Origin of the sequence: Serratia sp. JUb9 (assembly GCF_014298095.1) — a bacterium.
Taxonomy (GTDB): Bacteria; Pseudomonadota; Gammaproteobacteria; order Enterobacterales; family Enterobacteriaceae; genus Serratia_B; species Serratia_B rhizosphaerae.
This window is the reverse complement of record NZ_CP060416.1, coordinates 4711200-4723479: the sequence shown is the minus strand read 5'-3', so window position 1 is coordinate 4723479 and position 12280 is coordinate 4711200. Positions and strand designations below refer to the sequence as shown.

Genomic DNA, 12280 nt, shown 5'->3' with positions numbered 1-12280 from the left:
TTGTTCCTCCCAATAATCCTGATTTATGAGGAGTCTCGTATGTCTCAGTCTGATGTTTTTCATCTCGGCCTCACCAAAAACGATTTACAAGGGGCTCAGTTGGCAATTGTTCCCGGCGATCCGCAGCGCGTAGAAAAAATTGCCAAACTGATGGAGAACCCGGTGCATCTGGCGTCCCATCGTGAGTTCACCACCTGGCGCGCGGAGCTGGACGGCAAAGCGGTGATCGTCTGTTCCACCGGTATCGGCGGGCCGTCGACCTCCATCGCGGTGGAAGAACTGGCACAGCTGGGGATTCGTACATTTTTGCGTATCGGCACCACCGGCGCCATTCAATCGAATATCAACGTCGGCGACGTGTTGGTGACCACCGCGGCGGTGCGTCTTGACGGCGCCAGCCTGCACTTTGCGCCGATGGAGTTCCCTGCCGTGGCCGATTTCGCCTGTACCACCGCGCTGGTCGAGGCGGCCAAGGAGAACGGCGCTGTGACCCATATCGGCGTTACCGCCTCTTCTGACACCTTCTACCCGGGACAGGAGCGTTATGACACCTATTCCGGCCGCGTGGTCAGCCGCTTCAAAGGCTCGATGGAGGAGTGGCAGGCGATGGGCGTAATGAACTATGAAATGGAATCTGCCACGTTGCTGACCATGTGCGCCAGCCAGGGACTGCGTGCCGGCATGGTGGCCGGCGTGATCGTCAACCGTACCCAGCAGGAAATCCCGAACGCGGAAACCATGAAGCAGACCGAAAGCAAAGCGGTGCAGATCGTGGTGGACGCGGCGCGTCGCCTGCTGTAATCCGCTGTTTTTACGGGCCGTCGTGCGGCCCGTTTCTCCCTTCCTGCGCGTTAAATTCTGCATCAGTACGTAAGCTGCGGCGCTGCCGGCGGTAAAAAGTTTTGCGCCTTTTCAGTCATACTCCCTTGTCTGTTGCCGCAACTTGAATTATTTAGGGTATAACCTTCAGCGTCCGCCCGCTTTGTCCACTCGCTGCGTTGGCGCTTTCTCAGACAATAATCAAGAGGATGTCTATGACCGCCCAAATTCTGCTCCACCCCTCGCTTGCGCCCCTGGATGGCGGCATCAACTTTCGTGATTTAGGCGGCAACAGCGCTGCCGACGGACGGCGCATCAAGCGCGGCCTGCTGTTTCGTTCCGGCTCGCTGGAACGCCTGACGGAAAACGACTGTACGTTCCTGGCGGGCGTCCCGGTGCGTTCGGTGCTGGACTACCGCGATACCGATGAGGTGCAGGCCAAGCCGGATATTTTATGGCAGGGGGCGCAGTACCACCATTTCCCTGCCAACCCGCTGAGCAATGAAGTGAACGCCAACCTGGAAAAACTCACCAGCGAGACGCTGGCGACGTTTGATGCGCGTGCTTTTATGCTGGAGCTGTATCGTCGTCTGCCGTTTGGTAATGCGGCCTATCAGCAGCTGACGAGCCTGCTCGGCAACCCGGCGGAAGGGGCCATTGTGCAGCACTGTGCGGTCGGCAAAGACCGTACCGGGATCGGCTCTGCGTTGGTACTGTTCGCGCTGGGAGCGGATGAAGCGACGGTGGTGGAAGATTACCTGCTGACGGAAACCACGCTGGCCGCCTTCCGCGAACAGATGTTGGATCAGCTGTCGGTACGTCTGAATGAGTCTGCGCTGGCGCAGTTTGCCTATGTGCTGAGCGCCCGTGAAGAGTTTCTGATGACGGCGCTGGGCTGTATCCGCGAACAGTACGGCAGCACCGACCGCTGGCTGGAGGCGGAGTATGGCCTGGGCGCCAGCCAGCGTGCCGCTCTGCAGGCGCACTATCTGGAGTGAGGCGGCTATCGCCGCCGCGTTTAGCCGGGGTTTAATCAGCCCCGGCGAGCATAGGATCTAACTATCACAGCGCCGTAAAGGAGCCTGTCTTTGAGTCTCAGCGACGTTATTCACTGGGTCAGCGACGTCGTGCGGCAGCACGAGGGCTGGGCCATTCCGATTATTTTCTTCCTGGCCTTCGGCGAATCGCTGGCGTTTCTTTCCCTGCTGCTGCCGGCGACGGTGATCCTGCTGGCGCTGGGCGCGCTGATCGGGGAAAGCGGCATCGCCTTCTGGCCGATCTGGGCGGCGGCGGCGGCCGGCGCATTCTTTGGCGATTGGCTCTCTTATTGGATCGGCTACCGCTATCAGGATCGCGTGGCCCATATGTGGCCGCTGTCGCGCAATCCGCAATTACTGGTGCGCGGCCATGCGTTCTTTGAACGCTGGGGCGTGCTGGGCATTTTCTTCGGCCGTTTCTTCGGCCCGCTGCGCGCGGTGGTGCCGCTGGTCGGCGGTATCTGCGCCATGCCGCAGCGCTATTTTCAACTGGCCAACCTGACCTCGGCGATGATCTGGGCGTTTGGCATTCTTGCGCCGGGGGCGTTCGGTATCAAATGGTTAAGTCAGTGGTTTGCCTAGTTTGCGCAGCGTTGCGCATAATAGCACGGTAGATAAAATTCTGACTGGACATCCATACAGTCTCCCCTTAACGTGACGGGCAGCGGGCGCGAAGCGCCGGACGGTACGGGTTAACGGGAGGCAGGGTGGATACCAGCTTGGTGTACGGTATTGGCGGCGTGGTCATCGGCATGCTGCTGGGGTGGTTGATCGCCAACCTGAGGCAGCAGCAGAACCAGGCGCATCACGAAACGGAACTGCGTTTGCTGGAGCAGTCGCTGCAGCAGGCGCAGCAGGAGATTGCGGCGCGCCAGGAGGCGGCGCAGCGGCAGGAGCAGCTGCTGCGGCAAAACGATTTGGACCTGCGTAATCTGCACGGGCAGTTCGCCGCAGCGCGGGAGAAGCTACAACAGCTTGAACACTGGCGTGGCGAGTGTGAGCAGCTCAACCAGGAGCTGCGCGCCCAGCGCGAGGTCAACAGCATGCAGGAGGCCGAGCTGCGCGAGGTGACGATTCGCCTGGAAGAAACGCGCATGGCGGCCGAAGAGAAACAGCGGCTGCTGATCAACAGCGAGCAGCGGCTGACCACCCAGTTTGAGAATCTGGCCAACCGCATCTTCGAACACAGCGGCCGCAAGGTGGATGAACAGAACCGGCAGAGTCTGGATCGGCTGCTGCTGCCGCTGCGCGAACAGTTGGACGGCTTCCGTCGTCAGGTACAGGACAGCTTTGGCCAGGAAGCGCGGGAGCGCCACACCCTGACTCACGAGATACGTAATCTGCAGCAGCTGAATGCGCAGATGGCGCGTGAGGCGATCAATCTGACCAAAGCGCTGAAAGGCGATAACAAAACTCAGGGCAACTGGGGCGAGGTGGTGCTCAGCCGGGTACTCGAGGCCTCCGGCCTGCGGGAAGGGCATGAGTATGAAACACAGGTGAGCGTGCGGCTGGACCATCAGAGCCGTATGCAGCCTGATGTGATCGTACGTCTCCCGCAGGGGAAAGACGTGGTGATCGACGCCAAAATGTCGCTGGTGGCCTATGAGCGATACTTCAACAGCGAAGATGAGGCGGAGCGCGAAGCCGCGCTGAGTGAGCATATCGCCTCCCTGCGCGGACATATCCGGCTGCTGGGACGGAAGGATTACCAGCAACTGCCGGGGCTGCGCTCGCTGGACTACGTTCTGATGTTTATTCCGGTAGAGCCGGCGTTCTTGCTGGCTATTGACCGCGAGCCTGAGCTTATCAGCGAAGCGCTGAAGCACAATATCATGCTGGTCAGCCCGACAACGCTGCTGGTGGCGTTACGTACCATCACCAACCTGTGGCGCTATGAGCACCAGAGCCAGAACGCCCAGCGCATTGCCGACCGCGCGGCGCGGCTGTACGACAAAATGCGCCTGTTCGTTGATGATATGTCGGCGTTGGGGCAAAGTCTGGATAAAGCGCAGGGCAGCTATCGGCAGGCGATGAACAAACTCAGCGAAGGCCGTGGTAATCTTATCGGTCAGACCGAAGGCTTCCGCGCCTTGGGGGTTGAGGTGAAGCGGCCGATAAACCCGCAGCTGGCGCAGCAGGCCAGCGAGCAGGATCGGCAAGGCGCACAGGCAACCGATGACGCCGCCGGCGCGTTGCCAGAGGCAGAGGCAAAAGATGCTACCGACCAGACGTCGCAGGGATGAACGCTGCGGCGAGGTGGGGTATTTCGTGGGGTTCTGGTACACTCCACAACTACAAAATTGACTGAATAGCAGGCAAGACAATGGCAGATCAATCGCAGGAAACCACAGATTTCGGTTTTCGTACCGTAGCACGTGAAGAAAAACAGGCCATGGTGGCCGATGTTTTTCACTCGGTAGCGGCCAAATATGACGTAATGAATGACCTGATGTCATTCGGCATTCATCGGGTCTGGAAGCGTTTTACCATTGATTGCAGCGGCGTGCGCCGCGGTCAGCGCGTTCTGGATCTGGCCGGCGGCACCGGCGATCTGGCCGCCAAGTTCTCGCGCATGGTCGGGGAACAGGGGCAGGTGGTGCTGGCGGATATCAACGAATCCATGCTGAAGATGGGGCGTGATAAGCTGCGCGATCGCGGCATTGTCGGCAACATCAACTACGTGCAGGCCAATGCTGAGGCGCTGCCGTTCCCGGATAACTATTTCGACTGCATCACCATCTCTTTCGGCCTGCGTAACGTCACTGATAAAGACAAGGCGCTGCGTTCGATGTTCCGCGTGCTGAAGCCGGGCGGCCGTCTGCTGGTGCTGGAGTTTTCCAAACCGCTGTTGGCGCCGCTGAGCAAAGCCTACGACGCCTACTCCTTCCATGTACTGCCGAAAATCGGCGAGCTGGTGGTGAAGGATCCGGAAAGCTACCGCTATCTGGCGGAATCCATCCGCATGCATCCCGATCAGGAAACCCTGAAAGGCATGATGCAGAACGCCGGCTTCGACAACGTCAGCTACTTCAACCTGACCGGCGGCATTGTTGCACTGCACCGGGGCTTTAAGTTCTGATATGGACATGCCGATGCTGTTAACCCCGCTGCTGACCGGCGTGTTGGAAACGTCGCTTAATAGCCTGCTGTTCCGCGATCGCAGCATGAAGGCCGCGCGTCAGCGTTTGGCCGGCAAGGTGCTGCGGATTGAACTGCAGGAGTTTTCTGCGCCGCTGGTGCTGATTTTCAGCGAACAGCGGGTCGATGTGCTGGGGCAATCCGAAGATGCAGCCGACTGCACGGTGCAGACGCGTATTCCGGTGCTGCTGAAATTGCGTGACCGTCAGCAGCTGTCGCCGTTGATGCGCAGCGGCGAGCTGGTTGTCGAAGGCGATATTCAGGTGGTGCAACAGCTGGTCGGGCTGCTGGATTTGGCGGAGTGGGATCCGGCAGAGTGGCTGGCGCCCTACATCGGCGATATTGCCGCACAGGGTATTACGCAGGTGATGGGCAAAGGCGCCTGTCTGCTGAAGTCCGGTCTGCAGAGCCAGCAGCGCTACGTGGCGGAAACGCTGACCGAAGAGTGGCGCGTTGCGCCGGGGCCGCTGGAAGTGGTGTGGTTCAACGAAGAAGTGGACGCCGCAACCCGCAGTCTGGAAGCCTTGTTGGCCCGCATGGACAAGTTGGAGGGTAAGCGATGACCCCTGGCGAATTACGCCGCCTGTACTTTATCGTTCGCGTTTTTCTTAGCTACGGCCTGGATGAGCTAATCCCTAAAATGCGTCTGACCCTGCCGCTGCGTTTTGGCCGGCGTTTACTGTTCTGGATGCCGAACAAACACAAGGATCAGCCGCTGGGCGAACGTCTGCGTTTGGCATTACAGGAACTGGGCCCGGTGTGGATCAAGTTCGGCCAGATGATGTCGACGCGGCGCGATCTGTTCCCGCCGCACATTGCCGACCAGCTGACGCTGCTGCAGGACCGCGTAGCGCCGTTTGACGGCGCGCTGGCGCGCAAGCATATCGAATTGGCGCTGGGCGGGCCGCTGGAAGAGTGGTTTGACGATTTTGAACAACAGCCTTTGGCGTCGGCGTCGATTGCGCAGGTACATACCGCCCGCCTGAAAACCACCGGCAAGGAAGTGGTGCTGAAGGTGATCCGGCCTGATATCGGGCCGATTATCAAAGCCGACGTGCGCCTGATGTATCGCCTGGCCGGTTGGGTGCCGAAACTGTTGCCGGACGGTCGCCGCCTGCGCCCGCGCGAAGTGGTGCGCGAGTATGAGAAGACTCTGCTGGACGAATTGAACCTGCTGCGTGAAGCGGCGAATGCCATTCAGCTGCGGCGTAACTTCGACGGCAGCCCGATGCTTTACGTGCCGGAAGTCTATTCCGATTACTGCCGCGAGAGCCTGCTGGTGATGGAGCGTATCTATGGCATACCGGTGTCGGACATCCCGACGCTGGAAGCGCAGGGCACCAATATGAAACTGCTGGCTGAACGCGGCGTGCAGGTGTTCTTTACCCAGGTGTTCCGCGACAGTTTCTTCCATGCCGATATGCATCCGGGCAATATCTTTGTCAGCTATGAGCATCCGGAAGATCCCCGCTATATTGGCATTGACTGCGGTATCGTCGGCTCGCTGAACAAAGACGATAAACGTTACCTGGCGGAAAACTTTATCGCCTTCTTCAACCGCGACTACCGCAAGGTGGCGGAACTGCACGTCGATTCCGGTTGGGTGCCGCGCGATACCAACGTGGAAGACTTTGAATTCGCCATCCGCACCGTGTGCGAGCCGATTTTTGAAAAGCCGCTGGCGGAAATTTCGTTCGGCAACGTGCTGTTGAACTTGTTTAACACCGCGCGCCGTTTCAATATGGAAGTGCAGCCGCAGCTGGTGCTGTTGCAGAAGACCCTGCTGTATGTTGAAGGCCTGGGGCGGCAGCTTTACCCGCAGTTGGATCTGTGGACCACGGCGAAACCCTTCCTGGAAAGCTGGCTGCGCGATCAAGTGGGCATTCCTGCGGTTGTCCGCGCCCTGAAAGACAAGGCGCCGTTCTGGGCGGAGAAGCTGCCTGAACTGCCGGAATTATTTTATGATAGTTTGCAGCAGCATAAGCTGTTGCAACAAAGCGTTGATAAGCTGACCCATCAGATGCAGGCGCAGCGCGTCCGGCAGGGACAGTCGCGGTATTTGTTCGGCGTTGGCGCTACACTATTAGTAGGCGGTTCCATCCTGTTGCTGGGCGGTATCGAGGTACTGCCGGCCTGGATGATGGCCGGAGGGATCGTCGCCTGGATCGTGGGCTGGAAGCGCGCGAGCTGAATCTGTTTTTCGTGGACCCTGTTTACGCTTGTCAGCGTAATGTAAAAGTCGACGAGGAACTCGTAACCCGGTTAAAAGTTGCCGTATAATGCGGCAACGTTGAATAACCCCTGTAAATCTAGAGGTAATTGGAATGGGCGGTATTAGTATTTGGCAATTGTTGATCATTGCGGTGATCGTGGTGCTGCTGTTTGGTACCAATAAGCTCCGTACGCTGGGCTCCGATCTCGGCGCATCGATCAAGGGCTTCAAAAAGGCGATTGGCGACGACAACAACACCTCGCCAACCAACACGACGGAAAAAACCAGCCACGATGCTGACTTTGCGGCCAAGCCTATCGCGGATAAGCAGCCGGAAGTGAAAACTGAAGAGTCGAAGAACAAAGAGCAGGTATAAACCGTGTTTGACATTGGGTTTAGTGAGCTGCTGCTGGTACTGGTGATTGGTCTGGTTGTGCTGGGGCCGGAACGGTTGCCGGTTGCGGTAAGAACGGTTGCGGGCTGGATCCGTGCTCTGCGTTCTCTGGCGGCATCGGTGCAAAATGAACTCTCTCAGGAGCTGAAGCTGCAGGAACTGCAGGACAGCCTGAAGAAAGCGGAAAGTGCCGGTCTGCAAAATCTGACGCCGGAGCTGAAGGCGTCGATGGACGAGCTGAAAGAAGCGACCGACTCGCTGAAGCGTTCGTATCAGCCTGGTGCTGATGCTGAAGCCAACACTATCCATAATCCACGGACTGACGAGCCTGAGGCGGCGCATGACGACGTCATTACCGCAGAGGCGGCGAACAGCGCCGCGCCGGCCGCCATTGCGAAAGCTGTGCCGCCGGAAGCGCCAGCGACCTCGTCTGCGGCCAAGGCTCCCGTCACGTCTGCTGCGGACCACATCCCGGCATCCCACTCATCTAATGGCGATCGTTAAAACATGGCTGTGGAAGACACCCAACCGCTTATCAGTCATCTGATCGAACTACGTAAGCGGCTGTTGAACTCAATCATCAGCGTACTGGTGATCTTTATTGCGTTGGTATTCTTTGCCAATGATATTTATCAGCTGGTTTCTGCGCCGTTAATCAAGCAGTTGCCGGCCGGGGCGAGCATGATAGCCACCGATGTGGCTTCTCCTTTCTTTACCCCGATTAAACTGACAATGATTGTCTCGGTGTTCGTTTCGGCGCCGGTCATCCTGTATCAGGTCTGGGCGTTTATTGCGCCGGCACTGTATAAGCATGAGCGCCGCCTGATGATGCCGCTGCTATTTTCCAGCAGCGTCCTGTTCTATCTGGGTATGGCGTTTGCCTACTTTATCGTGTTCCCGCTGGCGTTCGGCTTCTTTGCCAAAACCGCGCCGGCCGGCGTATTGATTGCTACCGATATTAACAACTACCTCGACTTTGTGATGGCGCTGTTTATGGCGTTTGGCGTGGCGTTTGAGGTACCGGTTGCGATAATTCTGCTGTGCTGGAGTGGCGTCACCTCGCCGGAAGACCTGAAGAAGAAGCGTCCTTATGTGCTGGTCGGCGCCTTTGTGGTGGGGATGCTGCTGACGCCGCCGGACGTGTTCTCGCAGACGCTGCTGGCTATCCCGATGTATCTGCTGTTTGAAGTCGGCATCTTCTTTGCCCGCTTCTACGTCGGCAAGCGACGGCCGCAGCCGGAAGAAGAGGATGAGGGTGAAGAACACCCGACGTCTTGAGTTATTGTTATCGCCAAGCCGCCCTGATGGGCGGCTTCTGTTTTGGAAAAGCCATGTTTGATATCGGTGTTAACCTGACCAGTTCACAATTTGCCAAAGATGCCGCTCAGGTGGTTGAACGCGCCCGGGAAGCCGGCGTCACGGGGATGCTGATTACCGGCACCGACCTGCCGGAAAGTGAGGCGGCCAGCGCGCTGGCGCAGCATTACCGCGGCTTCTGTTGGTCCACTGCGGGCGTGCATCCGCATCAGGCCAGCGGCTGGAACGACGATGTCGCTCAGCAGATAGGCGCATTGGCCGCCAGGGAGGAAGTGGTGGCTATTGGTGAGTGCGGGCTAGATTTTAACCGCAATTTCTCTACGCCGCAGGAACAAGAGGCGGCCTTTAGCGCGCAGCTGGCGCTGGCGGCGGAGTTGGCGATGCCGGTGTTTTTACACTGCCGTGATGCGCACGCACGTTTTGTCGCATTGCTGGAGCCTTGGCTGGATAAGCTGCCGGCCGCCGTCGTGCACTGTTTCACCGGCAATGAAGAGGAACTGGCAGGCTGCCTGTCGCTGGGCTTATCCGTCGGCATTACCGGCTGGGTGTGCGATGAGCGTCGCGGCCTGGCGCTGCGCGCGCTGTTGCCGAAAATTCCCGTTGACCGGTTGCTGCTGGAAACCGACGCGCCGTATTTGTTACCGCGGGATTTGCAGCCCAAACCCGCCTCGCGTCGTAATGAACCCTGTTTTCTGCCCCATATCGTCCGTCAGGTGGCAACCTGGCGTCAGGAAGATGCGCAATGGCTGGCGCAGGAAACCGATCGTAACGCCCGCCGGTTATTCCGGTTGGCATGAGTCAGGAGAAGAGTATGAGCTATGCGTTTCCGGGCACTTTCCCGGGGCGTCGCATGCGTCGCGTGCGTCGCCATGATTTCAGCCGCCGCCTGGTGGCTGAAAATCAACTGAGCGTTAACGATTTGATTTATCCGGTTTTCGTGATGGAAGGCAGCCAACGTCAAGAGGCGGTCAGCTCCATGCCGGGTGTGTCGCGTATGTCTATCGATCTGCTGGTCAAAGAGGCGGAAGCCATCGCCAAGCTTGGCGTGCCGGTGATTTCGTTATTTCCGGTGATTGAGTCCGCGCAGAAATCTTTGCATGCGGAAGAAGCCTATAACCCGGATGGCCTGGTGCAGCGTACGGTGCGCGCCCTGAAAGATGCGGTGCCTGAGTTGGGGATCCTGACCGATGTGGCGCTGGATCCCTATACCACACACGGTCAGGACGGCGTGATTGATAGCGACGGCTATGTGATTAACGATGTCACCAAAGAGATTTTGGTGCGCCAGGCGTTGTCACACGCAGAAGCCGGCGCAGAAATCGTCGCCCCGAGCGATATGATGGATGGTCGCATCGGCGCCATTCGCGACAGTCTGGAACAGCAGGGGCTGATCAATACGCAGATCATGGCCTACTCTGCCAAATATGCCTCTTGCTATTACGGCCCGTTCCGCGATGCGCTGGGCTCCAGCGGCAATCTGAAAGGCGGCAACAAAAAAACCTATCAGATGGATCCGGCCAATAGCGACGAAGCGCTGCAGGAAATTGCGCAGGACCTGCAGGAAGGCGCGGATATGGTGATGGTGAAGCCTGGCATGCCGTATCTGGATGTGGTGCGCCGCGTTAAGGATAACTTTGGTGTGCCGACATTCGCCTATCAGGTTTCCGGTGAGTATGCGATGCATATGGCGGCAATCCAGAATGGTTGGCTGCAGGAGCAACCGGCCATTATGGAATCGCTGATGTGCTTCAAACGCGCCGGTGCCGATGGTGTGCTGACCTATTTCGCCAAGCGCGTGGCGCAGTGGTTGCATGACGAAGCGATGCAGCGCTGACAGAGCATAAAAAGGCGCCCTGCGGCGCCTTGTTTACATCTTTTCGAACTGGCGGTTATCCAGGCTTTGCGTCACCTGTTTGTTAATCAGGTTGAGCAGCAGCATGGAGCGCGCCTCGCCGTCTGGCTCGGTATAGATAGCCTGCAGGCCCTCGAACACACCGTCGGTAATCAGCACGGTATCGCCCGGCTGCGGCGTTTCCGGGTCGACATAGGTGTCGCTGGTATGGGTGCGCAGTTCTTCGATAACCGTCTGTGGAATGATCGTTGGCAGCGAACCGAAGCGGACAAAATGGCTGACGCCGCGGGTTGCGCTGATGGTTGTGGTGTGGATCCGCTCAGGATCGAACGCCACAAACAGGTAGTTGGGAAACAGCGGTTCGTTCACCGTGGTGCGCTTGCCGCGCACAATCTTTTCCAGCGCGATAACCGGGCTGAAGCAGCCCACCGCCTGTCGTTCCAAGTGTTCCTGTGCCCGCAAGAGCTGGCCGCGTTTACAATAGAGTAAATACCAAGATTCCATAATTTCACATGCCTTTCTGTCAGCCGTTAAGCATAGCAAAAGCCATTACGGATACCTAGGCCAAGCCCCACAATCGTGAAATGGGGTTAATCAGATATAACCAACGCCGCTGGCGTAGATCGTACTTAACCTGCGGCGTTTGATGTGCCGTCACACACATATCTGCCGCACCCGGGTATAACTGTAGGCGCAAAATTTGTTACCGTGAGCAGTATGGCAAAGCGCGGCGAGCGCCAATGTGATGTTATTCATCCTTCTTAGATAAGAGAGAGCAATGGAACTATTTCTACTGAGCAACGGTAAGCTTTCCGGGGAAGCGGAGCTGCTGGGCTACGCCAAAGAAGAACTGCTGGAGATGGTTGCCCGTCGTCATCTCACCTCAGCGCTGCTGATTCCTTACGCGCTGATCCGCAGTGATTATGATGAGCGCGCGCAGGAGCTGACGCAGACGCTGGGCATTCCTGTCGCCAGCATTCACCACTCGTCATCGCCGGCGGCGGCGGTTGAACAGGCTGAATGCATTCTGGTCAGCGGCGGCAACAGCTGGCTTCTGAATCAGCTGCTGCATGAAAATGGACTGATCGTCCCCATTCAGCGCGCAGTGCGTGAGCGCAATGTGCCGTACGTCGGCTGGAGCGCCGGCTGTAATGTGGCGACGCCAAGCATTCGCACCACCAATGATATGCCGGTACGCAACAGCGTCGTATTGCCGTCGTTAGGGTTGTTCCCGCTGCAGATTAATCCGCACTATATCGATGCGCATATCAGTGGTCATATGGGGGAGACGCGCGATGAACGCCTGGCTGAATTCTGTGCGGTCAATCCGAGCGAATCCGTAGTCGCGCTGCGAGAGGGCAGTTTGCTGCACGTCCGTGATAATACACTGCGTTATGTCAGCGCCCGCAGCCAGGGCTACAAGCTGTTCCGCCATAACACGGCGACGCAGGAATTTCAGGATACGCTGGCGCTGCAGGCGCTGGTGCCGTTCGATTGCCACTGACAGCGCT

The 12280-nt window shown here is 58.2% G+C and carries 14 protein-coding genes; 13 read left to right on the top strand and 1 reads right to left on the bottom strand.

Translation table 11 applies throughout. The features are described from left to right. Nucleotides 1-39 precede the first annotated feature (39 nt). From udp to hemB, 12 genes are all read left to right on the top strand, one after another. The gene (gene udp / locus HF675_RS22320) at nucleotides 40-801 is read left to right on the top strand and encodes a uridine phosphorylase (protein WP_160029031.1); all 762 of its coding nucleotides are present in this window, start codon (nucleotides 40-42) and stop codon (nucleotides 799-801) included. 233 nt (nucleotides 802-1034) lie between these two features. Next, complete coding sequence (locus tag HF675_RS22315) at nucleotides 1035-1817, top strand: tyrosine-protein phosphatase (protein WP_111736242.1); 783 nt, start codon at nucleotides 1035-1037, stop codon at nucleotides 1815-1817. A gap of 90 nt (nucleotides 1818-1907) precedes the next feature. Continuing rightward, nucleotides 1908-2438, top strand: coding sequence for a DedA family protein (locus tag HF675_RS22310; RefSeq protein ID WP_105229405.1), 531 nt, complete (start codon nucleotides 1908-1910; stop codon nucleotides 2436-2438). A gap of 125 nt (nucleotides 2439-2563) precedes the next feature. Continuing rightward, nucleotides 2564-4099, top strand: coding sequence for a DNA recombination protein RmuC (rmuC, locus tag HF675_RS22305; protein ID WP_187043800.1), 1536 nt, complete (start codon nucleotides 2564-2566; stop codon nucleotides 4097-4099). Nucleotides 4100-4179: 80 nt separating this feature from the next. Beyond that, nucleotides 4180-4935, top strand: coding sequence for a bifunctional demethylmenaquinone methyltransferase/2-methoxy-6-polyprenyl-1,4-benzoquinol methylase UbiE (ubiE, locus tag HF675_RS22300; protein ID WP_105229407.1), 756 nt, complete (start codon nucleotides 4180-4182; stop codon nucleotides 4933-4935). Nucleotides 4936-4948: 13 nt separating this feature from the next. Continuing rightward, on the top strand, nucleotides 4949-5557 hold the full coding sequence (locus HF675_RS22295; protein ID WP_105233187.1) for an SCP2 domain-containing protein: 609 nt from the start codon (nucleotides 4949-4951) through the stop codon (nucleotides 5555-5557). Next, nucleotides 5554-7185 (top strand): ubiquinone biosynthesis regulatory protein kinase UbiB, encoded by a 1632-nt coding sequence (gene ubiB, locus HF675_RS22290; protein WP_105229408.1) that lies wholly within the window; start codon nucleotides 5554-5556, stop codon nucleotides 7183-7185. Before HF675_RS22295 ends, ubiB begins: the two co-directional genes overlap by 4 nt. Nucleotides 7186-7318: 133 nt before the next feature. Beyond that, nucleotides 7319-7582 (top strand): Sec-independent protein translocase subunit TatA, encoded by a 264-nt coding sequence (gene tatA / locus HF675_RS22285; protein ID WP_111736244.1) that lies wholly within the window; start codon nucleotides 7319-7321, stop codon nucleotides 7580-7582. Nucleotides 7583-7585: 3 nt separating this feature from the next. Further along, entirely contained in the window at nucleotides 7586-8104 is a 519-nt protein-coding gene (tatB, locus tag HF675_RS22280) for a Sec-independent protein translocase protein TatB (protein ID WP_187043799.1), read from the top strand. A gap of 3 nt (nucleotides 8105-8107) precedes the next feature. Beyond that, entirely contained in the window at nucleotides 8108-8878 is a 771-nt protein-coding gene (gene tatC / locus HF675_RS22275) for a Sec-independent protein translocase subunit TatC (RefSeq protein WP_015344202.1), read from the top strand. A gap of 53 nt (nucleotides 8879-8931) precedes the next feature. Next, entirely contained in the window at nucleotides 8932-9714 is a 783-nt protein-coding gene (tatD, locus tag HF675_RS22270) for a 3'-5' ssDNA/RNA exonuclease TatD (protein ID WP_187043798.1), read from the top strand. Between the two features lie 14 nt (nucleotides 9715-9728). Then, entirely contained in the window at nucleotides 9729-10751 is a 1023-nt protein-coding gene (gene hemB, locus HF675_RS22265; protein WP_105229411.1) for a porphobilinogen synthase, read from the top strand. Nucleotides 10752-10784: 33 nt separating this feature from the next. Here the strand turns inward: hemB and rfaH are convergent, their stop codons facing one another. Beyond that, a complete protein-coding gene (rfaH, locus tag HF675_RS22260; RefSeq protein WP_105229412.1) occupies nucleotides 10785-11273 on the bottom strand; it encodes a transcription/translation regulatory transformer protein RfaH in 489 nt (162 codons plus the stop codon). A gap of 274 nt (nucleotides 11274-11547) precedes the next feature. Here rfaH and pepE point away from each other — a divergent pair, with 274 nt between their 5' ends. Continuing rightward, the gene (gene pepE / locus HF675_RS22255) at nucleotides 11548-12273 is read left to right on the top strand and encodes a dipeptidase PepE (RefSeq protein WP_111736247.1); all 726 of its coding nucleotides are present in this window, start codon (nucleotides 11548-11550) and stop codon (nucleotides 12271-12273) included. The last annotated feature ends 7 nt before the right edge of the window (nucleotides 12274-12280 follow it).

Bases quoted from the DNA above. Each gene is read 5' to 3' on its own strand.
- udp (WP_160029031.1), top strand. From the start codon at position 40: ATGTCTCAGTCTGATGTTTTTCATCTCGGCCTCACCAAAAACGATTTA.
- HF675_RS22315 (WP_111736242.1), top strand. From the start codon at position 1,035: ATGACCGCCCAAATTCTGCTCCACCCCTCGCTTGCGCCCCTGGATGGC.
- ubiE (WP_105229407.1), top strand. From the start codon at position 4,180: ATGGCAGATCAATCGCAGGAAACCACAGATTTCGGTTTTCGTACCGTA.
- HF675_RS22295 (WP_105233187.1), top strand. From the start codon at position 4,949: ATGCTGTTAACCCCGCTGCTGACCGGCGTGTTGGAAACGTCGCTTAAT.
- ubiB (WP_105229408.1), top strand. From the start codon at position 5,554: ATGACCCCTGGCGAATTACGCCGCCTGTACTTTATCGTTCGCGTTTTT.
- tatA (WP_111736244.1), top strand. From the start codon at position 7,319: ATGGGCGGTATTAGTATTTGGCAATTGTTGATCATTGCGGTGATCGTG.
- tatC (WP_015344202.1), top strand. From the start codon at position 8,108: ATGGCTGTGGAAGACACCCAACCGCTTATCAGTCATCTGATCGAACTA.
- tatD (WP_187043798.1), top strand. From the start codon at position 8,932: ATGTTTGATATCGGTGTTAACCTGACCAGTTCACAATTTGCCAAAGAT.
- hemB (WP_105229411.1), top strand. From the start codon at position 9,729: ATGAGCTATGCGTTTCCGGGCACTTTCCCGGGGCGTCGCATGCGTCGC.
- rfaH (WP_105229412.1), bottom strand. From the start codon at position 11,273: ATGGAATCTTGGTATTTACTCTATTGTAAACGCGGCCAGCTCTTGCGG.
- pepE (WP_111736247.1), top strand. From the start codon at position 11,548: ATGGAACTATTTCTACTGAGCAACGGTAAGCTTTCCGGGGAAGCGGAG.